Annotated in this window: 29 protein-coding genes, 1 tRNA gene, 1 other RNA gene, 1 pseudogene and 2 riboswitches; of the genes and pseudogenes, 26 read left to right on the top strand and 6 right to left on the bottom strand. The window is 35.3% G+C overall.

Features of this window, described 5'->3' with window-relative positions; genetic code table 11:
• The first annotated feature begins 162 nt into the window (after window positions 1–162).
• From CAO17_RS11435 to CAO17_RS21390, 6 genes are all read left to right on the top strand, one after another.
• Window positions 163–357 carry a hypothetical protein gene (locus CAO17_RS11435; protein ID WP_085992882.1) on the top strand — a complete coding sequence of 65 codons (195 nt, stop codon included), beginning with the start codon at window positions 163–165 and terminating at the stop codon, window positions 355–357.
• A 203-nt stretch (window positions 358–560) separates the two neighbouring features.
• Window positions 561–722 (top strand): hypothetical protein, encoded by a 162-nt coding sequence (locus CAO17_RS21060; protein WP_179151940.1) that lies wholly within the window; start codon window positions 561–563, stop codon window positions 720–722.
• A 97-nt stretch (window positions 723–819) separates the two neighbouring features.
• A complete protein-coding gene (locus CAO17_RS11430) occupies window positions 820–1107 on the top strand; it encodes an amidase family protein (protein ID WP_085992881.1) in 288 nt (95 codons plus the stop codon).
• Window positions 1108–1295: 188 nt separating this feature from the next.
• On the top strand, window positions 1296–2777 hold the full coding sequence (locus CAO17_RS11425; protein ID WP_085992880.1) for a site-specific DNA-methyltransferase: 1482 nt from the start codon (window positions 1296–1298) through the stop codon (window positions 2775–2777).
• Between the two features lie 51 nt (window positions 2778–2828).
• Window positions 2829–3353, top strand: coding sequence for a nitroreductase family protein (locus tag CAO17_RS11420; protein WP_085992879.1), 525 nt, complete (start codon window positions 2829–2831; stop codon window positions 3351–3353).
• Between the two features lie 160 nt (window positions 3354–3513).
• Entirely contained in the window at window positions 3514–3654 is a 141-nt protein-coding gene (locus CAO17_RS21390; RefSeq protein WP_218775558.1) for a hypothetical protein, read from the top strand.
• Between the two features lie 179 nt (window positions 3655–3833).
• Here the strand turns inward: CAO17_RS21390 and CAO17_RS11415 are convergent, their stop codons facing one another.
• The gene (locus CAO17_RS11415) at window positions 3834–4058 is read right to left on the bottom strand and encodes a hypothetical protein (RefSeq protein ID WP_085992878.1); all 225 of its coding nucleotides are present in this window, start codon (window positions 4056–4058) and stop codon (window positions 3834–3836) included.
• A 373-nt stretch (window positions 4059–4431) separates the two neighbouring features.
• Between CAO17_RS11415 and CAO17_RS11410 the strand changes: the two genes are divergently transcribed.
• Both CAO17_RS11410 and CAO17_RS11405 read left to right on the top strand, forming a co-directional pair.
• On the top strand, window positions 4432–4650 hold the full coding sequence (locus CAO17_RS11410; protein WP_085992877.1) for a YdbC family protein: 219 nt from the start codon (window positions 4432–4434) through the stop codon (window positions 4648–4650).
• A gap of 76 nt (window positions 4651–4726) precedes the next feature.
• A tRNA-Lys gene (locus tag CAO17_RS11405) sits at window positions 4727–4799 on the top strand.
• A 92-nt stretch (window positions 4800–4891) separates the two neighbouring features.
• On the opposite strand, the gene CAO17_RS11400 is transcribed toward CAO17_RS11405, so the two are convergent.
• A complete protein-coding gene (locus CAO17_RS11400; protein WP_085992876.1) occupies window positions 4892–5110 on the bottom strand; it encodes a hypothetical protein in 219 nt (72 codons plus the stop codon).
• Between the two features lie 65 nt (window positions 5111–5175).
• Window positions 5176–5940, bottom strand: coding sequence for an NRDE family protein (locus CAO17_RS11395; protein WP_085992875.1), 765 nt, complete (start codon window positions 5938–5940; stop codon window positions 5176–5178).
• Window positions 5941–6474: 534 nt separating this feature from the next.
• On the opposite strand from CAO17_RS11395, the gene proB reads away from it, so the two are divergent.
• The 3 genes from proB to CAO17_RS11380 all read left to right on the top strand — a co-directional run bounded on the left by proB (window position 6475) and on the right by CAO17_RS11380 (window position 9421).
• Complete coding sequence (proB, locus tag CAO17_RS11390) at window positions 6475–7581, top strand: glutamate 5-kinase (protein ID WP_085992874.1); 1107 nt, start codon at window positions 6475–6477, stop codon at window positions 7579–7581.
• Window positions 7578–8825, top strand: coding sequence for a glutamate-5-semialdehyde dehydrogenase (locus tag CAO17_RS11385; protein WP_085992873.1), 1248 nt, complete (start codon window positions 7578–7580; stop codon window positions 8823–8825). The genes proB and CAO17_RS11385 overlap by 4 nt, the downstream gene beginning before the upstream one ends.
• A gap of 173 nt (window positions 8826–8998) precedes the next feature.
• Entirely contained in the window at window positions 8999–9421 is a 423-nt protein-coding gene (locus tag CAO17_RS11380) for an OsmC family protein (protein WP_085992872.1), read from the top strand.
• Between the two features lie 92 nt (window positions 9422–9513).
• On the opposite strand, the gene CAO17_RS11375 is transcribed toward CAO17_RS11380, so the two are convergent.
• Window positions 9514–9981: an S-ribosylhomocysteine lyase gene (locus tag CAO17_RS11375; RefSeq protein ID WP_085992871.1), complete on the bottom strand. Its 468-nt coding sequence runs from the start codon at window positions 9979–9981 to the stop codon at window positions 9514–9516.
• Window positions 9982–10159: 178 nt separating this feature from the next.
• Here CAO17_RS11375 and menC point away from each other — a divergent pair, with 178 nt between their 5' ends.
• Window positions 10160–11278 (top strand): o-succinylbenzoate synthase, encoded by a 1119-nt coding sequence (gene menC, locus CAO17_RS11370; protein WP_245831830.1) that lies wholly within the window; start codon window positions 10160–10162, stop codon window positions 11276–11278.
• Between the two features lie 67 nt (window positions 11279–11345).
• Here menC and CAO17_RS11365 read toward each other — a convergent pair whose 3' ends face one another.
• The gene (locus CAO17_RS11365; RefSeq protein WP_085992870.1) at window positions 11346–12449 is read right to left on the bottom strand and encodes a 5-methyltetrahydropteroyltriglutamate--homocysteine S-methyltransferase; all 1104 of its coding nucleotides are present in this window, start codon (window positions 12447–12449) and stop codon (window positions 11346–11348) included.
• Window positions 12450–12535: 86 nt separating this feature from the next.
• Window positions 12536–12636: riboswitch (SAM riboswitch) on the bottom strand.
• Between the two features lie 157 nt (window positions 12637–12793).
• Here CAO17_RS11365 and CAO17_RS11360 point away from each other — a divergent pair.
• The 11 genes and pseudogenes from CAO17_RS11360 to CAO17_RS11310 all read left to right on the top strand — a co-directional run bounded on the left by CAO17_RS11360 (window position 12794) and on the right by CAO17_RS11310 (window position 22464).
• A complete protein-coding gene (locus CAO17_RS11360; RefSeq protein ID WP_085992869.1) occupies window positions 12794–13717 on the top strand; it encodes an MBL fold metallo-hydrolase in 924 nt (307 codons plus the stop codon).
• Window positions 13718–13831: 114 nt separating this feature from the next.
• A complete protein-coding gene (locus CAO17_RS11355; RefSeq protein ID WP_085992868.1) occupies window positions 13832–14530 on the top strand; it encodes a CBS domain-containing protein in 699 nt (232 codons plus the stop codon).
• Window positions 14531–14572: 42 nt separating this feature from the next.
• Window positions 14573–15187, top strand: a complete 615-nt coding sequence (locus CAO17_RS11350) for a 3'-5' exonuclease (protein WP_085992867.1) — start codon at window positions 14573–14575, stop codon at window positions 15185–15187.
• A 93-nt stretch (window positions 15188–15280) separates the two neighbouring features.
• A pseudogene (locus CAO17_RS11345) lies at window positions 15281–16234 on the top strand (MFS transporter); the annotation flags it as partial.
• Window positions 16235–16452: 218 nt separating this feature from the next.
• Window positions 16453–18051 carry a fatty acyl-CoA synthetase gene (locus tag CAO17_RS11340; protein ID WP_179151939.1) on the top strand — a complete coding sequence of 533 codons (1599 nt, stop codon included), beginning with the start codon at window positions 16453–16455 and terminating at the stop codon, window positions 18049–18051.
• Between the two features lie 268 nt (window positions 18052–18319).
• Entirely contained in the window at window positions 18320–18454 is a 135-nt protein-coding gene (gene sspL / locus CAO17_RS11335) for a small, acid-soluble spore protein L (protein WP_085992865.1), read from the top strand.
• Between the two features lie 20 nt (window positions 18455–18474).
• Window positions 18475–18723: a sporulation protein gene (locus tag CAO17_RS11330; RefSeq protein ID WP_085992864.1), complete on the top strand. Its 249-nt coding sequence runs from the start codon at window positions 18475–18477 to the stop codon at window positions 18721–18723.
• A gap of 54 nt (window positions 18724–18777) precedes the next feature.
• Window positions 18778–18965: non-coding RNA, 6S RNA (ssrS, locus tag CAO17_RS11325), on the top strand.
• A gap of 236 nt (window positions 18966–19201) precedes the next feature.
• A riboswitch (purine riboswitch) is annotated at window positions 19202–19303 on the top strand.
• A gap of 140 nt (window positions 19304–19443) precedes the next feature.
• Window positions 19444–20031 carry a xanthine phosphoribosyltransferase gene (locus CAO17_RS11320; RefSeq protein WP_085992863.1) on the top strand — a complete coding sequence of 196 codons (588 nt, stop codon included), beginning with the start codon at window positions 19444–19446 and terminating at the stop codon, window positions 20029–20031.
• Window positions 20028–21332: a nucleobase:cation symporter-2 family protein gene (locus CAO17_RS11315; RefSeq protein WP_085992862.1), complete on the top strand. Its 1305-nt coding sequence runs from the start codon at window positions 20028–20030 to the stop codon at window positions 21330–21332. The genes CAO17_RS11320 and CAO17_RS11315 overlap by 4 nt, the downstream gene beginning before the upstream one ends.
• 643 nt (window positions 21333–21975) lie before the next feature.
• Complete coding sequence (locus CAO17_RS11310) at window positions 21976–22464, top strand: hypothetical protein (protein WP_085992861.1); 489 nt, start codon at window positions 21976–21978, stop codon at window positions 22462–22464.
• Window positions 22465–22582: 118 nt separating this feature from the next.
• Here the strand turns inward: CAO17_RS11310 and CAO17_RS11305 are convergent, their stop codons facing one another.
• A complete protein-coding gene (locus CAO17_RS11305) occupies window positions 22583–23122 on the bottom strand; it encodes an ECF transporter S component (protein ID WP_085992860.1) in 540 nt (179 codons plus the stop codon).
• A 222-nt stretch (window positions 23123–23344) separates the two neighbouring features.
• Here CAO17_RS11305 and CAO17_RS11300 point away from each other — a divergent pair, with 222 nt between their 5' ends.
• The 3 genes from CAO17_RS11300 to CAO17_RS11290 all read left to right on the top strand — a co-directional run bounded on the left by CAO17_RS11300 (window position 23345) and on the right by CAO17_RS11290 (window position 26078).
• Window positions 23345–24193, top strand: coding sequence for a pyridoxamine kinase (locus tag CAO17_RS11300; RefSeq protein WP_085992859.1), 849 nt, complete (start codon window positions 23345–23347; stop codon window positions 24191–24193).
• Between the two features lie 240 nt (window positions 24194–24433).
• Window positions 24434–24946 (top strand): DNA-deoxyinosine glycosylase, encoded by a 513-nt coding sequence (locus tag CAO17_RS11295; protein ID WP_085992858.1) that lies wholly within the window; start codon window positions 24434–24436, stop codon window positions 24944–24946.
• 313 nt (window positions 24947–25259) lie between these two features.
• The gene (locus CAO17_RS11290) at window positions 25260–26078 is read left to right on the top strand and encodes a cytochrome c oxidase assembly protein (protein WP_085992857.1); all 819 of its coding nucleotides are present in this window, start codon (window positions 25260–25262) and stop codon (window positions 26076–26078) included.
• Window positions 26079–26107: the final 29 nt, after the last annotated feature.

Genomic DNA, 26107 nt, shown 5'->3' with positions numbered 1-26107 from the left:
ATATACTTTTTTAAAACTAGTGTAAAGATGATAGCGTGAATTAAATGAATATTTCCTAATTGGTAAATTGTAGTTGTCATACCATTACTCAGGAGCCACTTATTCGACTTACTTATATATTTTTTATAATTAGCTAATCCTAATAAAAAAAGGAGCGATAGTATGGATAAACATTATGGAACTATTGATCGGTTAAATGAGGTGATGGGAAGTGTTACACATTCTAATGAATTAATTGCACAAGCTATTCAAAAATACGCATCAGATCCAGTATTATACGAAGAGGCACTAAAGCAAGCAACAAAGGAATTAACACATGTTCAATCCGTAATTGATCAATCTATGTTTTCCGTTTAGATAGAGAAAGAGAGGTAGAGGCTCCATCATTCTACTTCTCTTTTTTATTTTATAAATATGAATATAATCTGTAAAAAGATAGAAATTAGCTCCTTTAACTATATTCTGTTACATATCATTTATACTTTACCAGTCTATTACAATAATTCATAATAATAATAATTACATTAAAGTTTTATATCCTAGAAGAAAGGATGGTATAAATGAAAAATCCAAATTTAGAATCTAACTGGCTTATAGGTGCAGGCATTGATGATATACAAAAAAGGCTCGCAATTTTTGAGATATCTTCCAAAGAAGTGGTCATGATGTATTTACATCGATGCTACTCTGGGTGTACGTACACTGAAAGATGTTATACATAAAAATAATGCAATTGGGGAAAGAGCACTAAAATATGGCCAAAGAATATTTTTACAGGTAGAAAAAACAAGTGGAAATTTAACTGACCCAGACTATCTAATGAGTTTATTACATGATACCTATGCATCTTGCAATCAAGGAATTGATGCAGTTCTTGAAGAAAATAATTTAGATGCCATTGTTTTTCCGGATAATGATGGTGCAATCATCCCAGATAAACCAGGTTATCCATCTATAACCGTTCCAGCAGGCTATACGAGTGAAGGGGAACCGGTTGGAATAACATTTACAGGAACTGCATATCATGAACCGCTTCTTATTGAACTAGTTTATTCCTATGAACAAGGGACAGATCATCGAGTGTCAACCAAACTAGAGGATAGATGAAAAGGTAAACCGATGTTAAGGAGAAATGAAATAGTATCATATAAAGGGTGATATATTTAAATTATATAGGGGTAGTCTATTCTATATAATTGTAAATAATCAGATAGTTATGTTATTTTAAGGATAGTATCATGAAACTTTCACCTTGTCAGTCTTTCTATCATTCATGATGAATTAGGAGACGATTTATGCAGAAAACAGATGAAAAGAAACAATGGACACAGAAAAATCTTGACAAGCTAAAAGGTATATTTCCTGAGGCTTTTATCGGAAATAAGCTTGTTGTGGAGAAATTATTACAATTAGTAGGAGAAGAAACGGATTTAACAAATGAGAAATATGAATTTAATTGGTATGGTAAAGCAGAAGCCATCCGCTTGATAGAGGAACCCCCCACGAAGATATTCCAACCCAACTTGGAGAAAAGCATGAACTGGGAATCAACCAATAATCTTTATATTGAAGGCGAGAATCTAGAAGTGCTACGTCTTCTTCAACAGTCTCATGAAGGAAAAATAAAAATGATTTACATTGATCCGCCGTATAATACAGGGATGGAATTTATTTATAATGATAATTTCCGTGGACGTGTTAATACGTTTAATGATCTTCAGCCTATTAAACACGTTTCGGAAAGGCTTCATTCTAATTGGTTGAACTTTATGTATCCGAGACTCATGCTAGCACGGAAGCTATTGACCGAGGATGGTATGATATTTATAAGTATAAGTGATAAAGAGTTATATAATTTGAAAAAAATATGTGATGAAATTTTTGGAGAAGAGAATTTTGTATCGACATTTATATGGGAGAAGAAAAAGAAGCCTTCTTTTCTAGATCGTAATGTCGGTTGTGTCACAGAATATATTTTAGCATTTTCTAAAAACAACGAAAAGTCTCAGGCATTATCCATTGAAAAAACAACAATAGGAAAGAAGTACCCAATTAACAATGCAGGAAATGCTTTACGTGTTCTTACATTTCCTGAAGGGTCAGTAAAATTTTCTCTTTCGGATGGTATCGTTCAAAAACAGGAGATGTCTGCTGGGAAGATTATTACAGAGCTTTTGGATGATGTCGTAATAAAGAATGGTAGAAATCAAAATGCTTTTCGACTAAAAGGGGAATGGAGATATTCGCAGGAAAGAGTCGATGAGATCATCAGAAATGGAGAGGAAATTGTTATCAGTAAGGTACCTTTTCGTCCGAATCATGTGAAAAAAGGCGGAGAAGTAAAAAAGATGAAGAATTTATTTTCGATTCCTGGGTACGGTTTTCCAACATATGAAGATGCGGATAAACAGATTACCGAGTTATTTGGAAAGAAGGTATTTGATTATGCTAAGCCAGAAATGTTAATTCGTCGTTTAATTCAATCACTATTATATCAGGATGAGGAAGCTATTATCCTAGATTTTTTCTCCGGTTCTGCGACAACAGGAGAATCAGTTTGGCGATTGAATCAAGAATTTCACAAAAATCACCGCTTCATTCTTGTGCAGCATCCCGAGGAAATTAATCAGAAAACAGTCGCATACCAAGAAGGATTTCGGACGATTAGTGAATTAGGATGGGAGCGGTTAAAACGGAGTCGAGAGAGGATATTACAAGAAGGGAATCCGGAGAATCAAGATATTGGTTTTATTTTTTTAGAATTAAAGGATGACTAATTTTTCAAAATTTCATTTGGTATATATGATAAAAGAGGAGGGCTTAATAATATGGACGTATTTCAAGCGATTAAAGAAAGAAGAGAGATTACCAAATACTTATCTAAAGAAATTCCAGAGGATACCCTGAAAAAGGTGGAGGATGCGGGTTATTATGCACCGACAGGAAATAATCTGCCTTCTAAAAATTTAATTGTTGTGAAGAATAGGGATACATTGAATCAGCTAGCAGAGACTACACCATATATGAAGTGGTTATATGATGCACCTGCAGCAATAGCTATTACTGGAAATCCGGAAGTAAGTAAGTATTGGCTTCAGGATGCATCCATCGCTTGTGCGTTTATTTGGCTTGAAGCGGTGGAGGTTGGACTTGGCTCTGCATTCGGTGCTGTTTATCACGCGGAAGATCAAGAAGAATCTCAAAAACGAGAGAATCATGTACGGAAACTATTAAATATCCCAAATAACCGGAGAGTTGTTGCTGTATTGGGATTAGGCTATCCAGATGAAAAACTAGAACCAAAAAACCATATTCCGAGAGAAGAAATTGTATCCTATGAATCTTTTTCTTAAAACTCGTACTAAAAAGAAGTAGCAGGGGGAATGGACCACTACTTCTTTTTTGGTATTGGGAAGCTTTGGTGTTATCAAATAAATATCTAGATATTCCCAATCCAAATACCTATTGCAAAAAGTAATCCCAATTGCCCAATGATGTTTACTAGCCCAACCCATGGAACTTAATTCATCTGTTCGCGGTGCGTCCTTTCTTAATGACCAGCGTAGTTTTACGGCGATAGGAAAAGCAATCCATGCAATGATGGCGGTTACAGGAATAGAACTGGAGATGATTAGAAACAGTAGAAACATGTAATCTATGACGAGTAGGATAGTTAGTGCTTGTATCGCTTTCTTTCTTCCTAATCGAATCGCGACGGTCTTACGAAAATTCATGTCTTTTTTTATGTTACGAATATTGTTTGTAAATACCATAGTAGAGATTAGGAGTGCATATACAATTGCAACAGATAAAATAGAATAATCAATGGGATGTCAATCAAAATAATCATTAAATAAGTTTGCAGAGGCTTGCATAACACCTAATCCGATAAGTGTAAAAAAGTGGTGTGTGCTCTTCATAAGTTGAATGAGAAATTTCCTTTGATTATTTAGTGATATACTTAGAGAGGCAGGGAATACACCCCAACCAATAAACATGATGCCACCTGCCCATAACACGCCTAACGTAATATGGATAATGAGAAGGATTTGTCGCATTTATGATCCTCCTTTCTATAATTTAAGTTTACTATGTTCTCATATATTGACTGTGAGGTACATCACAGTAATTCATAAAAAATGATTAATTGTGAACAATACGTCAAAGGTTTAGAATTAGGAACGGTGGGTATTCTAACAAAAAGATGTATGGTTTATCGCAGGTTAAGGGGCAGTAATACCCCCACCTCAAAAATGGAGAAAAACATTAATCATTTTAGGTGGGGGAGGGCCTTGAGTCATACCCTTGTGGTATAAACTGCCCCTAAAAGCCCGATTCGTTCATCTAACAATCAGTGGGGATGAAAGAAAACCCTCCACTGATTGAGATTCACTTTATTTGAATTGTATCAATGAAATGGAGGAAACAGTGTTGGCTGATGTAAAACATGATATTATCGAAACAATTGCAGTTCTTTCTGAATCACCAAAGGGGTGGACAAAAGAATTAAATCTCATAAGTTGGAATGGAAGAGAACCAAAATATGATCTTCGAGATTGGGCTCCAAATAAGGATAAAATGGGTAAAGGTGTTACATTGACAAAAGAAGAGTTACTAACATTACAGGGAATTTTAGCAGATTGGGAATAGTTTATTTATATTTTTTATAAAAAATACTTGCCTTTATGTAATAAGATATGATATTATTAAATGGTCGTAGAGATGAGGGATATTAGCTCAGTTGGTAGAGCAGCTGACTCTTAATCAGCGGGTCGTAGGTTCGATTCCTACATGTCCCATCAATAAAAGCGAGGATAAGCTAGCTATTTAGCTTATCCTCGCTTTTTTATGTTATGGATTTTATTAACAAATTATTTTAGTCATTTATTCACTAGTAATCCTCTTTGCTACCTTCTTTTATAGAAGCTGTTGCTGAAAGATCATCTTCTTCCACTCGTTCGAATCCTTTATCCAGCTGTCCAGCATTCTCAATATCTCCAGAAGTTTTATATCCAGCAATTTCTGTATTGGACGTTGTTCCGTATAATCCCATACCACCAAGCTTTACATTTATCTTTTCATTTGCTTTCTTATTACTTTTCTTTGCCACTTATTCCACCTCCTATCGATAATTTATCCAATGAAGGTGAAAATATAATGATGAAATGGAGATTTTTAATCCATATTAAAAGTAAATTGTTTTTCCCTTAAGAATTCCCCATTTTTAAATGTACGTTCGTAAAATTGAACATGGTTAGACTGATCAATGAGAAGAACTGTTGATGACCTTGTTCCATATTCCGGGGATTGGATAAAGAGTGGTGATAACATTCGTTCCATTTCTATACCTATTCCTGTGTCCGGTAATTGATCATCTGGGGCTTTTTCTGAATCAGAAATAATCTTAAACAAAGCATCTGGATTGATTTCTTTATGTTGGTTGACATACTCCTCAAGCTTTTGTTTTCCTTTAACTACTTTAGGCCATGGAGTGTCTAGAGTATGATTGCTTAGACCATGGGTACCAGGAGAGATAGATTGTATTTCGTCTAAAATATTATTGTAATGGTATAATTGCTCAGCATTTCCAACAATAATATTGAATCCAGCATACTGTTTTTTTTCTTTTTGTAAGCAATTAAGAAAACTTTTTGGTGATGTGTTTTCAGCTAAGTAATAACGTACAATTTCCCCTCGTGATATTTTTCTGTTTTCAGTAAGGCTAGGATCCCGGTAATTGGTTAATGCAGCAAATCTTCCTCCCCTTGTGACACCAAACCAAGTTCCCATTTGCATCAGGTCTCGACCGGCAAGTATGTTAGGCTCGTCCTTCCAAAAGGAAGCAGGTGCAGTTGGACGTTTATAAAATTCATCGCGATTAGCTGCAATAATTAGCTTATATTTTGGATGACTTTGAAAATGAAAATTAATTAGGCACATCCTTTTCCCTCCCCTTTTGTCATATTATACGGGGACCATTTAGTTTATACAAAGAATATATTTGAAAAGATTTTATCTTTTAAGAGGAAGGAAAGCCCATCGGCACACAAATAGCTTTTGTGACAAATCCTTAATAAAAGTAGCCATTGAGAAGGATAATAAAGTAAAATCATCATTTCCCTATTGACATATCTCATAATCCTATCCATAATATTATACAATAGAAATATTGGAACGTTTAATGAAGGACTAGTATGTGATTGCTTGTAGTGTCAGAGAGCGGAATTTGGCGAGCTGGGAGATTCCGTCACGTACAAATTACAGAACCTACCTTTAATAGTCCTATGCTAAAAACATAGGCGCCTCTTCAGCGTTATCAGAAGAAAAGTGGGATGGATCAACATCCAAAAATGGTGGTACCGCGGAAGCAAAGCTCTTTCGTCCTTTTAGTAGAAGGATGAAAGAGCTTTTTTTTATAGAAAAAAAAGAAATCAGACTTCGTAAAAAATAAAAATCATGTAGGAGCAATGTGAAATGGCAAAAGAACGAATTGTAGTTAAAATCGGTAGTAGCTCATTAACAAATGACAAAGGTGAAATTGATCAGGAAAAACTGGATGATCATGTACGTGCAATTTCTGCTTTAAAACAACAAAATCATGAAGTAATTCTCGTTTCGTCAGGTGCTGTTGCTGCTGGATTTAAAAAATTGGGCTATTCATCAAGGCCGGTTACACTTAAAGGTAAACAGGCAGCTGCCGCTGTAGGGCAAAGTCTTTTAATTCAAACCTATTTAGAAAAGTTTCTTGCTTATGATGTAACAGCTTCTTTGATTCTACTAACACGTTCAGACTTTTCTGATCGGGAAAGATATCGAAATGCTTTTGCCACCTTAAGTGAACTTCTTGATCGAGGAATATTACCAATTATTAATGAAAATGATACGGTGTCGGTGGATGAATTAACATTTGGTGATAATGATATGTTATCTGCTTTAGTAGGTGGATTTGTCCATGCTGACCGCTTAATAATTTTAACAGATATTAATGGAATATATGATGGCAATCCTCGAACCAATCCAAATGCGAAGAAATTTGACTATCTAGAAAACATTACGGAAACCATGTTAGCTGCAGCAGATTCAAATGGATCGAAGGTAGGAACAGGTGGAATGAAGTCCAAATTGCTTGCTGCAAAAACAGCATTATCCTTAGGTGTTCCTGTATTTATAGGTCAAGGAGAAGGTAAAAATAAGCTACTTGAAGTTATAAATGGAAAAGGGAACGGAACCTATATTGCCAATCAAGGATTAAGCTGGGTTAATACCAAAAAGCAATGGATTGCCCTGCATTCTGAAACTGCGGGAAAAATATTCGTTGATCAGGGGGCAGAGGAAGCCATTCTCTATCAAGGAGGAAGTCTACTTTCGGCGGGGGTTTTCAAAGTAAAGGGAATGTTTGAAAAAGGTGATGTAGTTGAGGTTTTAAGTACAAATGGGTTCCTCGGAAAAGGACAAGTAAAATGTTCTTCTCATGAACTAAACAATCAGATAGAACAACATACGTTATCTAAACGAGCTATAGAAGTAATCCACCGTGATGATTGGGTGGAATCACAAAAAATAGGGGAGGAAATCAAATGAGTGAAGTACAATTAAAGGGGAAAAAGGCACAAGAAGCTAGTTTTCAAATGACAGCTTTGACTACGGAAGAAAAGAATGATGCATTGCGTCTGATTTCTGAGCAAATCGTCGCAGATTCCGATATGATTCTAACCGAAAATCAAAAGGATTTGGAACAAGGAAAAGAAAAAGGTCTTTCAGAAGCTATTTTGGATCGTATTCTTTTAAACCATGACCGTATTGAAGGGATGGCAGAGGGGATTAGACAGGTAATAAACTTAGAGGATCCGATTGGAGAGGTACTAGAGAGAATAAAAAAAGAAAATGGGCTATTTGTCGAAAAGAGAAGAGTTCCGATTGGCGTCGTTGGTATGATTTATGAAGCAAGACCGAATGTAACAATCGATGCTGCAACACTTTCATTAAAAACGGGAAATGCAGTTATTTTAAGAGGAAGCTCTTCTGCCAGGTTTTCGAATATGGCGCTTGTTCAATCGATTCATCAAGCATTAGAAAAAAGTTCCGTACCAAAGGATGCAGTACAGTTAATAGAGGATACGAATCGTGAAACAGCCAAAGAACTCTTCCGCCTGAACGAGTACTTAGATGTTCTTATCCCAAGAGGTGGAAAAAATTTAATCGATACTGTGATTAGAGAATCAACAGTCCCAGTTATTGAAACTGGTGCTGGGAATTGCCATGTGTATATTGATGAATCGGCAGAAAATGAAATGGCTGAACAGATTGTTTTAAATGCGAAATTACAGCGTCCATCTGTATGTAATGCAATTGAGTCCGTATTGATACATGAAGATTGGTTTAATGAAAATGGCGTCAACCTCTTGGAGAAACTCCATGAAAATAAGGTTGAAGTCTATGGTGATGAGAAAGTGAAGTCTGTGTTTTCTCAAGCCGAATTAGCTACGGAAGAAGACTGGGCAACTGAATATTTAGGACTGACTATCAGTGTAAAAGTCATTTCCAGTGTTGAGGAAGCGATCAAGCATATTAACACATATGGTACAAGACATTCGGAAGCAATCGTTACAGAGAATGAAAAGCATGCAGCTATGTTCCAGCAAGGGGTTGATGCAGCAGCGGTTTACCATAATGTTTCAACAAGATTCACAGATGGCTTTGAGTTCGGATATGGTGCTGAAATCGGAATCAGTACACAAAAACTACATGCTAGAGGACCAATGGGATTACCAGTACTAACATCAAGCAAATTCTTTATCAAAGGAAATGGGCAAATAAGAGATTAAGTAAAAAGCTATCACTATGTGGTAGCTTTTGCTGTCAAATTACCTTTTATTTAATGCACTTAGATCCAACTAGACAGTCTTCTAGGTTATAGCTTTTCGTATAGAAGATGTGTATGATTGTTTTAGTTTGGGAAAAATAACATAAATGAAATTTCGTAAAAAGGATGGATTGGATGGAATTTACTGTTAAATGGAATGAAAAGATGGCTTTTTCTGGAATGACGCCATCTGGCCATGAACTAAAAATGGATGCAGCAGAGGCAATTGGTGGAGAAAATTCTGGTGCTAGGCCTACAGAGTTTTTACTAAATGCTGTTGCTGGGTGTACTGGGATTGATATTATCTCTATTTTAAAAAAGATGCGTTTGGAGCCGACCGCATTTCAAATGGATGTAAAAGGTGAACGAGCAGATGATCACCCGAAGCGCTTCACAAAAATACACATCCATTATGCATTAGATGGTGATTTACCGGAGGATAAGGTGGAACGAGCGATTAACCTATCTAAGGATAAATACTGCTCCGTTTCTCACTCATTAAACGCAGAAATCACAGTGAGCTATTCCCTTAATGGGGCGGATGAGAAAAAACTATAAAAAAATCCGGGCTTTGCTATAAAGCATTGCTCGGATTTTTCGTTATTTACCAGACCTTCAGAATGTCTGTAGGGGCGCCTATGCTTTCGTTTTTATTCTCCGAAAACATCTTTCCATTCATCTTTTTTAGCAAGCATTTCGTTTGCTAATTCTTTTGCACCTTCTAAGCTATGGCTAGCTGCCCAACCACATTGTACTTCATTACATGCAGGTACTTCTTCTGCTTTTAATACATCCTCTAAAGTTTTTTCAACCGTATCTAAAATTTCATCGTAATTATCATGATTTAATACAGTTAAATAGAAACCTGTTTGGCAACCCATCGGACTTAGATCAACAACAGTATTATGGTGATTTCTAATTAATTCAGCCATTAAATGTTCAAGGGAATGAAGAGCTGGCATTTCCATATGTGATTTATTAGGCTGTTTAAAGCGTAGGTCATATTTATGAATAATATCGCCATTTGCACCTTCAGTAACTCCCGCTAGGCGAATATATGGAGCTTGTACTTTTGTATGATCAAGATTAAAGCTTTCAACGTTCATTTTTTTAGTCATTCCATTTCACTCCTAAACTATGAAATAATAATACTAACTTAAATAGTAACATATTAAAAAGGTTCTGTAATGTAGGTAATTTTGGAAATGACAAGGGAGTGAAGTATTGTTAACCACCTCGTCAGATGGGATGATTTCCATTATAATAGGGTCATATAATTGGTAGGGGGCAATAGTCGTGACAATTCCATTAAACAGAATGGTAGTTAGAAAACTTCGTATGCGTCTTAAAAATCCTTTTAAAACAAGTTTTGGTACAATGAAGGACAAAGAATTTTTCATAATAGAAGCAATGGATTCACAAGGCAATAAGGGGTATGGAGAATCTGTAGCTTTTTCCATCCCATGGTATACCGAAGAAACAGTAAAAACAACATTTCATATGATAGAAGACTTTTTTATTCCCATTTTGAAAGAAAGTGTTATTGATCATCCAGATGATGTCTCAGACCTATTTCACTCCATTCGAGGAAACAATATGGCCAAGGCTGCTGTAGAAGGAGCGATATGGGATTTATATGCCAAACGAAAAGGATTATCACTAGCGGAAGCGCTTGGTGGAGAGAAAAAGGAAATTGATGTTGGAATTAGTATTGGGATACAACCCACGATAAAGGGTCTGATACACACGATTGAACAAAGCCTTAAAGAAGGATATAAACGAATAAAATTAAAAATTAAGCCTGGTGAAGATGTCCATGTTTTGCAGAAGGTGCGGGAGAGATTTCCGGACACTCCGATTATGGCTGATGCGAACTCTGCATACACTTTAGGCGATATGCAACAATTAAAAGCGTTAGATGATTTAAATTTAATGATGATTGAACAACCATTGGGACATGATGATATTGTTGACCATGCGAAACTTCAAAATGAAATCGATACGGCAATATGTTTAGATGAAAGTATTCATTCTCTTGATGATGTGAGAAAAGCTTATGAATTGGGAAGTTGTAAAATTATTAATCTAAAAATTGGTCGTGTCGGTGGGCTATCCGAGGCAAGGCGTATTCATGACTTTTGTCGGGAACATGGTATAGCGCTATGGTGTGGCGGTATGTTGGAAGCTGGTGTCGGACGAGCACATAATATTGCCATAACAACATTGCCACAGTTTGTGTTGCCTGGCGATACAGCGGGATCCTCCAAATATTGGGAAAGGGACATTGTTAAACCGGAAGTCATCACAGAGCATGGTGTGATAAAAATACCGGACAAACCAGGAATAGGTTATGAGATAAATGAAGAAGTGATGGATGGATATACGGAATGGGTTAAAGTGTATAAGTTTGATTAGGTTGAAGGTTTCTAAATTCTACATTATCTGAAAAAAGCGAGCAACCCTGCAGTTGCTCGCTTATTATTTATCCCCAAATTTCTTTTGAGATATCTACAATATATTTCAATTTTTCCCACTGCTCTTCCTCGGTTAAAATATTCCCATGGTGAGTAGATGCAAATCCGCATTGTGGGCTTATGCATAACTGTTCTAATGGCACATATTTTGTTGCTTCTTCGACACGCGCTTTAATGTTTTCCTTATCCTCTAGTTTTCCATTTTTAGAAGTGAATACGCCCAATACAACTTGTGGGCCACCATTTGGAATGTGTTCTAGTGGTTGGAAATTACCTGAACGATCATCATCATATTCTAGAAAGAATCCATTTACTTTTTCCTTAGCAAATAAGGTTGGAGCAATTTTGGCATAACTTCCTTCAAATGCCCATTTTGAGCGGTAGTTACCTCGGCAAAGGTGGGTGGTTATAATTAAATCTTCAGGTTTATCTTCTAAAACACCATTAGCGACACGTAATGCTAAATCAATAAGCTCTTCACGAGCATATCCACTATCATTAAATGGTATTTCTGGTGCATTTAGTCCAGCAATATAAACATCATCTAATTGTAGGTAACGACAACCAGCATCGTAGAAAGCTTTGATAGCATCACGATATGCTTGGATAATATCATTTGCATATTCTTCAATGTCAGGATAAATTTCTAAGTTGCGAATTCCTGCATTAAATAATTGGTTAGGACTTGGGATTGTTTGCTTCGGTATAGCGCGATCACCAACGATGTTTTTAAATTCGATAAAATCCTTTACATGTGGATGATCTTGGTTAAAGGAAATTTTCCCGATAACACGAACATCATATCTTTCTGTTTCTTCCCCTTTAAAAGCAAATCCGTGTTCCGGTATATATCCCTCCACTCCATTTAGATGTTCTAAGAAATCAGTATGCCAGAATCTGCGTCTGAATTCCCCATCTGTCACGGCTTGAAGCCCTACTTCAATTTGCTTGTCAACAATTCGTTTGATTTCTTCTGTTTCAATTTCATGTAGTTTTGATGCTGTTATGTTCCCTTCTTGAAAATCCTTTCTAGCTTTGTGAATCCTTTCTGGGCGTAATAAACTTCCTACATGATCAGCTCGAAAAGGCGCTTTTACTAGTGTTTTAGTCATTTAAATTCTCCTCCAAAAATTTTTAATTAGAAAACCCTCTCCTTAAGATAAGAAGAGGGTTAGACAATTATAATGACTAGTTACTCTTCTTATCTTCTAGCATGTTGCTACTGGAATTGGCACAGTACTATAATAGTCCGCTGCCGAGGCTTCTAAGGGCCAGTCCCTCCACCTCTCTTGATAAGAACATTGACGTTATATTAAATTTAGAGATAACTATACATCCTAAATTGTTGGTTGTCAATATAATAGAGTAAAATTTTTAAAGAAATGATTTATGTTGCAAACGAATGAAGGAAAGTTAGAATAATAAATAGAAAGTAATCTTTTAAAGGGGTCAATTTATGTTTACCAAAATGACGGATGATATTTATAAACTAGTTGTACAATTTCCATTTGGGATGGGTAATGTTAATAGTTATTTAATAGAGGGAACGAATGGCTATACAGTTATTGATACAGGGACCAATCAACAAGAAGCTATTGATATTTGGGAAGAAGTATTAAAATCAGGCATAAAGGTTGAAAAGGTCGTTCTAACTCATACACATGAGGATCATATTGGGTTAGCTAGATGGTTTCAGGAAGTAGTAGGCGTTCCTGTTATTGTATCAAAGGAAGGGTTGGAGGTGATGGAAAGAAGACGTAACCTTTCTCTAGAGCAGTTTAACCAACTGATTAAAAAATACGGTGGTGACGAATTATCTAAAGGTTCACGAGGAGAAATATCTATATTCGACTTCACTCCGGACGAACTTTTTGAAGAAACTCAACCCATCAAGCTTGGGGATTATCTGTATGAAACTATTTGGACACCTGGTCATGCGGAAGACCAGTATTGTTTTTACAATCAAGAGAAAGGAACCATGATTGTGGGAGACCATGTATTGAAAGAGGTCTCACCTGTTATTGGATTATGGTCTGGGGTAGAATTTAACCCACTAAAGGATTATTTTAGTTCATTGGATAAAGTAGAAAATTATTTACCTAAAATTTCTTTACCAGGACATGGCGAACCTATTTTTGATTTACAGCAACGAGTGGTGGAAATTAGAGAAAAGCATCAATATCGTTTAGAACAGATTTATCATATGGTGGAAAATGAACCGAAAACAGTTACTCAAGTATGTGAAGAAATATATGGAGAGAATTATCAAATTAGTGCATTTATGGCTATTATTACCCGGTTTATTTACCTAGAAGATATCGGTCATGTTGAACGACGTGTCATGGAAGGTGAAATTAACTTTCTGGCTATAGAAAAATAAATATACGGCGAAATATATCAATAAAATATTAAAATCTGCCAATTAGGATAGGATGACCATCTACGGTGTCAGGTGATGGATATATATTGGAAAAATTGCTATAGGAGTTTAGATATGCATAATTCAGATATTTTTCTTGCTAGTTTTAATCGAATTGAAAAAGGGCTAAGATCCTTACTTATACATAAAAAAGATGTTGGATTTTCAAGAGCTGTAAAGATATTGAGAAAATCGAATCCTATTGTAAAGCAGTATAGTGACGATCTATTAGAATTTGCGGAACTAAGAAATGCAATTATTCATGACCGAACAAATGCAAGCTATGTTATTGCTGAACCGCATGAAAAAGTGGTAGAAAAAATGGCAAAGATAGAAAAGGAACTAACTCATCCCAGACGTGTTTTTCAAGTTTTTTATCGTAACGTTTGTACCTTTCAATTGGATGCACCTATTAAAAAGTTATTAAATGCTATATATATAAATGATTTTTCGAAGTTTCCTATTTATCGTGGGAGAGAATTTAAAGGGCTTATTACACAAAAGGGGATAACGAACTGGTTAGCTAATCAAGCCAGTGAGGATAATAAAAATATCATGGAAACAAAACTAGAAGCCGTGTTAGAATATGAAGAACCTCATAATTATAAATTTATTTCCGGTAATAGCTCTGTCTTTGAGGCATTAGAAATGTTTAAGGAGCAGATTGGAAATGGCCAACGCCTTGAAGCGCTTCTAATAACAAAGAATGGAGAACCTACTGAAAAACTTGATGGTATTATTACTAACTGGGATATTATGAAGGTTAAACCATAATAATTCATGGAATAAAACAGAAAGAAGAGGAATTATAGTTAGATGAAATTTATTTCTATCGATTTTGAAACTGCGAATGAAAAGCGTCACAGTCCTTGTGCGATTGGTATTGTGGTGGCTAATGAGAAGGAAATAGTGGATGAGTTTTATAGTTTGATTAATCCGATGACGTCATTTAGCACATTAAATACCTATATTCATGGTATACAGGAAAAGGATGTTATGGATGCTCCGACATTTCCGGAGTTATGGCCAAAATTAAGGGAATATATTTGGGGCGAGCTTGTCATAGCTCATAATGCTAGTTTTGATATGAGCGTTATTCGTAACACATTAGATCATTATCAGCTCTCATATCCGCAATTAGATTACCTCTGTACTGTTAAACTATCACAAAAAGTTTGGCCTGATTTAGAGAATCATAAGTTAAATACTCTAGCGGCATTTCACGGTTTCGAATTAGAACACCATCATGCATTAGAGGATGCCCGAGTGGCTGCAAGAATCATGATGAAATTATTCGAGAAATATGAAACAAGCTCAGTGGATACCATTTTAGAACATTTTCATATGGCAAAAGGAAAAATTTATGAACGGGGATATGTTCCACCAAAAGTGAAACGAGCAAGGAAAAAGAGAAAGTTATATATCAAGTAAGAGTACATGAAAAGATGTGCTCTTTTTTGTTTTAAAGAAAAATACTAACAATGTAATATATAATATTTCCAGCCTTAACACAGTTTAAGGGCATCCATTGCAGAGATAGGATTACTGGTATCAGCCTATGCTTTTTTACCAATGTTATTAGCAATTAAAATAGGAAAAGTTTTAGATAGGATTGGAGCAAAGAAGCTGACTTCATTTGGTACAATTGGAATGATTATATCCGTTAGCATTCCAATGTTCTTTCCATCCTATTACGCATTACTTTTTACACAGTTAGGTATGGGATGCTCAGTTATTTGTTGTTTGATATCTATGCAGAAAACAATAGGTAATTTGGATGGTAATCGTGATAAATTGATTGCATTATTTGTCTTAATGGGCTCTGTAGGTGAACTAATAGGACCGATGCAATCTAGTTTTATTTATGAATTACTTGGGATTAAAAGTGCATTTGGAGTAAGTGTAGCAGTGCTCCTTTTTGTTATATGCATAGTAATTATGTTGCCAAAATCCTTTTGGGGGAAGTTGGAGGCATCTAAAACAGTTGATGTTGATAGTACTTTCTCTTTACTCAAAAATAGAAACTTACTTAAAGCAATGATTATTTCTGGTTTAGTATTAAGTTCCAAAGATTTATTTGTGGCATATTTCCCCGTGATGGGTACAAATATTGGATTAAGACCAAGTACTATTGGAATTATTATATCAGTCTGCGCTGCATCGGCAGTGTTTATTAGATTGCTACAATTTCCACTAGTTCACCGTTTTGGCAGAGGAAAAGTACTTACAGTAACTTTACTTATAAGCGCAGTAAGTTTTACACTAATACCACTATTTTCTGAAATTTATGTTCTTCTAATAATTAGTGTGTTGTTGGGTCTAGGCTTGGGGTTAGGTCAACCGCTTAGTCTAGTATATGCAATGAATGTTAGTGAATCTAAGAGACATGGTGCCGTTATTTTTACGGGTACATTCTTTACGAGAATAATAGAAGAGAAGGGAGAAGAAGTTGATATTAAAAAAGTTAAACAAAGCTAGCGCTAAGGGGCTTGGATTAAATATGATACTAAAACAGGGGAAGGTCGAAATTTTGTTAGTTGTTAAAGAAATATATAACAAGTCTAATTTATAAAAGTTCTTTTCTAATTAAACCATTAGTCGTTAATGTAATGTTGCTATGTTATATTTTCTGAATTAAAATAAAATAAGGAATATTCAACTGGATAAAACATTCATTTTCGATAAGGAGTGGTGAGATGAAGATTAATGAAAATGTGGAGCTAGAGAGGTTGTTAGAACGTGTAAGGAGAAACACACTTGGGGACCTTTTATCTCGTACGACGGATCGATACTCGAATAAAGCTGCAATAACATACCATGGTCGAACATTAACGTATAAAGAATTGGATAACCTAGTCAATCAAACGGCACATGGATTTATATCAGATGGGATGAAAAAAGGAGATATGGTAACAGTCATGTCTAAAAATAGCTTAGACTTTGTTGTTACCAATTTTGCTTTAGCTCGTGTGGGAGCGGTTATGATTCCGATTAATTATATGTTAACAGTTGCAGATGTACAGTATATTTTAGAGCATGCCGGTGCGAATGGACTAGTTGCTTCAGCAGAATATGCTCCTGTTTTAGATGAAGCTGTAGGGGATCTAGACATATCATTCCGATATCTAATGGATGTTCCTGCACCAAATAGTAAAGAGCTATCTTCATGGAAGCCCCTCGTAGTGGTTAGTGAAGGACAATCAACTGAAACTATCGATGTTGACATAGCAGACGATGATTTGGCACATGTTTTATATACAAGTGGTACGGAGTCAAGGCCTAAGGGAGTTATGCTTACACATAAAAGTATTATCAGCGAATATGTTAGCACGATTGTAGATGCGAACATAGAAGAAAGAGATGTAGCTATCCATGCATTACCGTTTTATCATAGTGCGCAATTACATGTGTTTTTAGGACCAAGTGTTTATGTCGGTTCACGTGGGGTTATATTAGATTCAGCTAATCCAGAAGACATACTTAGGACGATTGAAGTAGAAAAAGTAACATCCCTATTCTGTCCACCAACAGTTTGGATTGGGCTTTTAAGACATCCGGATTTTGATAAACGTGATTTATCTTCTTTACGGAAAGGGTACTATGGTGCAGCTATTATGCCACGTGAAATAATTAAAGAATTAAGTGAACGCTTGCCACAAGTTGGGCTTTGGAATTGTTATGGGCAAACAGAGGTTGCCCCCCTTGTAACAGTACTTAAGCCAGAAGAACAGTTAACAAAATTAGGGTCTGCTGGCTTACCTGTTCTAAATTGTCAAACAAAAATTGTTGATGACAACGATAATGAAGTAGCTAGGGGAGAAATTGGTGAGATTGTTCATCGTACACCACATGCTATGAAAGGGTATCTGCATGATTTAGAAAAAACAGCGCAAGTTTTTCGTAATGGCTGGTTTCACAGTGGAGATTTAGGGGTGATGGATGAGGAAGGATACATTACAATTATTGACCGGAAAAAGGATATGATTAATACAGGCGGCGTCAATGTTTCAAGTCGGGAAGTTGAGGAAGCCATTTATGAAATGGCGGGAGTTTCAGAGGTTGCGGTTATCGGTATTCCTGATGCATATTGGATAGAGGCCATTACCGCTATTATCGTACCAAAAGACGGATATGACATATCTATAAAAGATGTTCGTGACTTTTGTAAACAGAAATTATCTAAATTTAAAATACCTAAGTATTATGAAATAACAAAGCAATTACCTAAAAATCCAAGCGGGAAAGTATTGAAACGGACGTTAAGAGATAAGTATGAGGGATTAGCTAACAAATAATCTGTTTTTATATACGTTTTTTATGGTAGATAGTCTTTTTTATGTTCACAAACTTTATACGATAATTAGTGCGTAAAAATATTGCTACGGAATTACACTGTGCTTTCATGGGTGGCCGAAATTACTGCACCTAATTTCTCTACTGTGAAGATAAATAACAAATTATAAGTGGGGCGAACCATATTTGGTTACGCTCTTTTTATATTTCTTATATCAATTAAGCATACATTAAAATGATTTAGTAATACTAAATATTGGAGGTGTTCATATGACAGATAAAAAACGAAGTAAAAAAAGAGTAAATTCAAGTGTTAACCCCCAAGGATTGACGGAGGATGTAGCAGATCAGCAACCTAAATCACAATTAGAACAACGTGCGAAAAAGAAAAATACAAAGATTTGAATGCAAAGAGGTGAGCTGACATCGATAATACTCTAAAATATCTGCGTGAATCTTTGTCCAATTATAGCGAAAATGAGCTTTGTCAGATTATCGTTAAAAAGATGGAGCAGAATCAATATGGAAGTGAAGAGCAATTCGTGGAGGACCTTGAAGATGACGAAATTACTTACTTAGATAACGTCCTTGAAAATGAGTTAAACTATGCTAAGAATGTTCAAAATGATGAACGTGTTCAACAATTAACGGAGATTTTCGAGCTGTTATTTTAACACTTGGTAGAAATTTACTATTGTAATATCAGATGAGAAAGTGTACTATATAAGTACAAGCTGCATTGTACGTATTTAATTTAAGTTTTAACCTCTAAGTAGATAATAGGGAGTTTTACATCGGAATCCTAATGCCGGGCCGTCAAAGTAGCGGAAGGCAGGAAGATTTCTGCGAACACCCACTTTGTGAAGTGGTGGTTTAAAACTTTTTATTATATAAATACGGCAAATGTGGCCTGTACTACATAGTTTATAATCAAGACCAGCTTCTTTGTTAGAAGCTGGTCTTTTAATTTAATATTAATATAGTGTTCTCGCAGATTAAGGGGCAGTAATACCCCCACCTTAAAAATAGAGGAAATCATTTTATGTGGAGATAAACGAAAATGTTTTCAATACAATATACGAATGATAAAACATTTTTTTTATTTAATGTTCGGGTTGTAATTTAGGAAATCCGTGTTATACTAATGACATCATCTTAATTGAATACTGTTTTCATATAATCGCAAGAATATGGCTTGCAAGTTTCTACCGGTTTACCGTAAATAAACCGACTATGAAAAGCAGATAATGATAGATTGTATCTTTTGTGCTTCTTTCATTATATTTTGGCTTGGTGAAAGCCCGAAAGATATGCTTCTTCATAGTAGAAGCATATCTTTCGGGCTTTTTTCTATGAATTTCAGTTTTTAAGATTTAATTGGAAAGGGGTTTATGATGAAAGCACTAAAACATAAAATCATACAAGAAGGTAATGTGTTATCTGAATCGGTATTAAAGGTTGATTCCTTTTTAAATCATCAAATAGATCCAGTTTTAATGCAGCAAATTGGGGAAGAGTTTGCAAGTCGCTTTGAGAATGCTGGGATTACAAAAATACTAACATTAGAATCTTCAGGAATTGCTCCTTCAATGATGACGGGATTAAGGTTGGGTGTACCGGCAGTGTTTGCGAGAAAGAGGAAATCCCTAACTTTAATCGATGATTTATATTCAGCAAAAGTCCATTCCTTTACAAAAAATGAAACAAATGAGATTTCCATTTCAAAGGATTATATAACAAGTGATGACACCGTATTAGTAATTGATGATTTTCTAGCTAATGGAGAGGCTGCTAAAGGATTGATTGATATTGTTTATCAAGCAGGCGCAAATTTAGCTGGAGTTGGAATTGTCATTGAAAAAGGATTCCAATCCGGTGGAGATTCTATGAGGAATGAAGGGATTCGAGTAGAATCATTGGTAATTATTGAGTCATTAGAAAATGGAAAAGTAACGTTCAGAGAGGAGAAGACAACAATATGAAAACGACAGCGTTAGGAATCCAACATGTGCTCGCGATGTATGCAGGTGCCATACTAGTTCCACTTATTGTAGGTGGTGCATTAGGATTAACATCTGAGCAATTAACATATTTAGTTGCCATTGATATTTTCATGTGTGGGGTAGCCACGATTCTTCAAGTACTCAGCAATCGCTATTTTGGAATAGGATTACCTGTTGTACTAGGATGTACATTTACAGCGGTTGGTCCGATGATAGCAATCGGTGGGCAATATGGCATTTCAGCTATCTATGGATCTATTATTGTTTCAGGATTATTCGTTATGTTAATTAGTACAGTTTTTGGCAAAATGGTACGTTTTTTTCCACCAATTGTTACAGGTAGTGTTGTCACCATTATTGGGATTACCCTTATTCCTGTTGCCATTAATAATTTAGGTGGCGGGCAAGGTGCTAGCGATTTTGGTTCTGCTGCCAATCTATTACTTGGATTTGGAACGTTATTATTTATTATTTTGATCTATCGATTTACCACTGGTTTTACTCGTTCTATCTCGATTTTACTCGGATTAATTGTTGGTACTATTGTTGCAGTTTTCATGGGTAAGGTTGATTTTAGTGTGGTAGCAGATGCTTCTTATTTCCATATGGTTCAACCATTTTACTTTGGTATGCCAACCTTTGAATGGTCCGCCATTATAACGATGATTTTAGTAGCAATGGTTTCCTTAGTAGAATCAACCGGTGTATATTTTGCATTGGGTGACATTACAAAGAGAGAGCTTTCAGAAGAAGATTTATCTAAAGGATATCGTGCAGAAGGTCTTGCGGTATTTTTAGGAGGAATTTTTAACGCATTTCAATATACTGCTTTTTCGCAAAATGTGGGACTTATTCAGTTAACAGGGGTGAAATCTCGTAAGGTTATTTTGGTAGCTGGTGGTATCTTAGTAGGGTTAGGGCTAGTTCCTAAAATCGCTGCACTAACAACTATTATTCCAACTTCTGTATTAGGAGGAGCAATGATTGCCATGTTTGGTATGGTTATTTCACAGGGAATTAAGATGCTTGGAAAAGTTATAAATGATTCCTCAGCAAATTCTCTGATTGTTGCTTGTTCAGTTGGTATGGGGCTTGGTGTTACTGTTGTACCAGAATTATTTGCAATTTTACCCTCAGGTGTACAAATTTTAACAAGTAATGGTATTGTTGCAGGAAGTGTTACAGCGATTGTGTTAAATATTGTTTTTAACATGAAACCAGAAAGAAAAGTAGAGAAAGTGAATCAAGATATTGTTGTCTTAAAAGAAAAAGAAGCATAATAAAAAGGCATCACCATTTTAATTGGTGATGCCTTTTTGTATGGATAACAGATAGTTTAGTAGTTTTCTCCAGATGCTTTCGTCATCGCTATTGCTATTCCCTAGGTTACGAAAGAAGACGTAACACTATGCAATACTATTCCTACTATCACTAAAGCCATTCCGATAAAAGATAATATACTTGGCATTGGCAGGCTAAGGAAAATTATCTCACCAATTCATGCAAAAATAACCTCTCCAGACCGACTGGGTCGCTTCAACTCCTGCAAGTTTACTTTTATTTCATCTGTCTGTAACTACTGCTGCTAAAGTATACGTCTGGCTGTGTAGTGCTGTCACTTTTATCGATATTTTCGGTTTCATGTTTAACATATTTCAAAGCTCAAAAGCATAATGTTTAGTATATACTACCGATAGTTGGTTTTTAATCAGGCTAGGAAAGCATAAAATTAAAGTACTAAGTATAAGAAATACATTCGCTAAAGAGCGAGCAAATACAACTTTTTATAAAGGGCGGTTTAACAAATTCAAAAGTCTTAAAAATATGATAAATTTCATTTTAAAGAAGGATGATAGTGTTTTATACCGAAATATATAATATAAACATCATTTGAATTTAATTGTTAGAGAGGGGGGATAGGAATTGGAAAGTCTATCAGGAGGCTTTTTGATTTTCTTCATTGTTTTACTAGCACTTATTTTAGTAAGCGGTCTTGTATATTGGGTGATTAGAAGATTTAGTGGATTTGCTGCACCGGCAATCATATTACCACTTTTATTGCCATTGGTATCATTGGTATACACGGCACAGAGGGAAAGCGGTAATGCGTTTTCTTATTTGAAATCACAATTTGCGGCAGCTGATTGGGTTGCTGTTTTACTCATTATTGGTTATGCATATATTGCCACATGGTTTTTTGTAGTAGTGGCGGATTTATTAGTGAAGCTTTATAGATATCCTCCTGTTAATAAGAAGTGTCTAGAAATGTGGGAAAAGATACAACCTCATTGGAATAAAACAGCAAACTATATAAAGAGTCGTACAGATATCGTTAAAGAAAAGTATAGGGAAATGGTGAAAATAATAAAGAGAAAGCTCCCATTTAAAAAACAAAGTGATCAGGAAGCTTAAATGGTTTCGAAAAATAGAAAATTAGAAAGATAGAGTTTCAGAATATGTTTCTGGAACTCTATTTTCTTTCATGAGAAATAGTTAGAAATACCCTTATTAAGTTTAGCGCTTATGGTTCCTATTTAAAATAAGATACTCTTTTTAAAACAACACAAGCCGGTATGGCAATAATAATTCCTAATATGTTTTGAACAAGATCACCAGGAATCGAAGCTAAGGGCATGATCCAATTACCATAGAGTATGCTTTCCCCAATGTAATATACAGCTACCATAAAAGGAATCGAAATGATCGTTGCGATTAAATTGAAAGCAATACTAGTACCTTTGCGACCGCTTGACCAAGCGATTTTACCGACGATATATCCTTGTAACCCACGGGAGACTATAGTTATTGGTGTCCATAACACCCAACCTCCAATTAAATCAAATAACCCCATTCCTATTGCACCAGCAAGTGCTCCCTTTTTAGGACCGAATAAAATAGATGCAATAAAAAGCATGGCTGTTCCCAGATGAACTAACCCACCATTTGCTGCAATTGGTAGCCTAATATTCAGAAAAACGGTAGAAACGAAAACTAGTGCAATTAACATAGATGTAAGAATTAAATCAAACGTTTTTTGATGTGGCTTGGAATAACTTTGCGTATTCGACATATCTATAAACCTTCCTAACGATTTGAATTTATAAATGACTTTATCAAAAGATTGATACCATTAAAAGTGTCAATTTAATAAAAAAGAATGGGGTCAGTTGGCGGACGATTCATAGATGGATTTTTTGTGCAGGAGTGAGCCTTCTATAATCCTTTTAACCATCCTTTTTTTTTTGTGGTAAAATGGATAAAGTTCAAGGGGATAGATTAATGGGAGGTTAGTATGAAAAAAGTTGCTGTCATAGAAGATTTATCATCTTTTGGAAAATGTTCATTAACTGCAGCGATTCCGGTCTTGTCGGTAATGGGTGTGCAGGCATGTCCTTTACCTACTGCGGTTTTGTCTGCGCAAACCGAATATCCGAGTTTTTACTATGAAGATTTGACATCAAAAATGAAATATTTCATGGAGGAATGGAGCAAACAACAAGAATCTTTTGATGGAATTCTAACCGGTTTCGTTATGGGACGAGAACAAATTGAAAATATCTTTCATTTTTTAGATGAATTTTATACAAAAGAAACAACTTTACTGGTTGATCCGGTAATGGGAGATAATGGAGAAGTCTATAAAATATTCACCGGTGCATTGCTAGAACAAATGAAGGAATTGGTGAAGTGTGCAGATGTGATTACTCCAAATGTTACGGAGTGTTGTTTATTAACCGGATTATCTTATGAAAAATTACATAGCTATTCAAACGAAACAGATTATTTTCATGCGTTGGAAGAGGCTGGACATACTTTGCAACATAAAACAGGAGCTAAAGTGATTATTACGGGAGTGAATCCAACGTCAATGGATGCAGATAAGCATTTAATTGGTAATATATATTTGGACGGTGATAAAACCTTTTTTAATGCGATGGATTATAATGGAAAAAGTTATTCTGGTACTGGTGATTTATTTGCATCTATCATTATGGGGGGGTTGTTGCGTGGAGACGACCTGGATAAATCTGTCCGGTTAGCAGAGGAATTTCTGACAACTGCTATCAATGATACTTCCCTGGAGCAAATACCTACAATTGAAGGGATTCATTTCGAAAAATATTTGCGAATGTTATTATAAGAAAAAGTTCGGTCATTAGAGTTTGCTTACTTATCATAATGGAAAATCTCGTAAATAATTTATTGGATATTTATAAAACAGACAGAAATTTATTTTTTTCTGTCTGTTTTTCACGTTTTGTTATACATTTTTATTGAAAATACATTTTCTTTAAACTCATTTTACAGATACATATTATTAATAGTTATTAAGAAGTAGCAATTAAAGTTGGGAATAAATATATGAAGGAGAATTAGTACGATGAGTGAAAAAATCTATTCTTTTCCACCTGTGCTTCCTGATGTTCCTAAAGTCCTTATCCTTGGTTCTATGCCAAGCGTTCAATCAATTGAGAAAAAGCAGTATTATGGAAATCCCCGAAATCATTTTTGGCCTATTCTATTTGAATTGTTTCAAGAGGATCCTATTGAAGATTATGGTAGGAAAGTGGAATTTATTAAAAAACATAAAATTGCGCTTTGGGATTCGATTGGTGCTTGTTTCCGAGAAGGTAGTTTGGATGCAGATATAAAAGAAGATGTTCCGAATGATATTGTTGGCTTAATCAAAGCGCATCCTTCCATAAGGTTGATTGCATGTAATGGAACTAAATCCTATGAAACATTTAGGAAAAATTTCGATATGCATGAACTTCTTCACGTTCATGTAAAAAAATTACCCTCCACAAGCCCTATCCCAGGAAGGTATAACAAAAGCTTTGCAGAAAAGGTTGAGGCCTGGAGTGTTATTTTAAAGTATATGGATGTTAGCTAGATGATTGTAGGTTGAAATGCATCATTAAATTGATATGGAAATGGGAGAGAAAATGCGATATATATCTATTGTTGCTATGTTGGAGCATGGGGGGCGTTCTAAAGGTGACTGGTCGGAGTGGAAATTACATGCACCAATTAATTGGAACAAATATTTTCTAATATATTGTCAATATATTGTTATATCTGGGTGCGATACACGGCTTTCTAATCTTGTATACTTAATAGAGATGGTTCTAAAGGTACGTTTTCGAACCTCCTTTTTTGAATAACGCTTATGAAGAAGTTCTAACGATTAGGAAGTTGGTGGGGACATGTTAGAAATTATTTTAGATGAATTTCATGCTTCAACATTATGGAATGGTGGCATTTTTATCTACACTGCATTTGCGGTCATTATTTACTTTTTTCTGTTACCGTCATCGAAACATCATTCCATATGGCGAATCATTGCATTTTTAGCAGGGATACTTGCTGTATATGTTTCTTTGGGTAGTCCATTAAACATCATTGGAAGAATCAAATTTAGTACTCATATAATACAACTCGTCCTCTTGTTATTGATTGCGCCACCATTGTTAATCATTGGATTTAAAATGGAAATTATCGAACGAATACGCAAAAAGGCTATTGTTGAAAAAATCATTGCAATCATTACAAAACCTATAATAGCTGTTAGTTTATTTTACGTTCTATTTTACGTATACCACATCCCGTTTGTATTTAATTCTATAAGATTGGATCTATTTTTAAATTACCTAGCCATGCTGGTACTTTTCATTGCTGCTATTTTAGTCTGGATCCCATTAATAAGGCCGAATAGACTATTTGGTAAACGCAGATGGCTATATGGACTCGTTCATATTATTCTATTCATACCATATGGTGCCATTCTCTTGGCAGCAAATGTAGGGCTATATTCGCTTTATACGGATATCGACCTTTTCATGTCGTCCATCATTGTCTGTTTACCAGATGCAGAATACCTGACACCGGAATTCTATCAATCTTTATTACCTTTTGACCCGGTCCAAGAGCAGAAAACTGGCGGAATCTATCTATTAATAAGTCAGGTAGTTATTTTTACTTTAAGTACTTTATTATCAAGTAGAAAGCGGTCAGCCATACCGTAATACAGGCAAAATACTGTACCTCATAGCTG

This window comes from Oceanobacillus senegalensis (assembly GCF_900176885.1).
GTDB classification, from domain to species: domain Bacteria; phylum Bacillota; class Bacilli; order Bacillales; family Amphibacillaceae; genus Oceanobacillus; species Oceanobacillus senegalensis.
The sequence above is the reverse complement of the archived record's forward strand: the minus strand, read 5'-3'. Positions and strand labels throughout refer to the sequence as shown.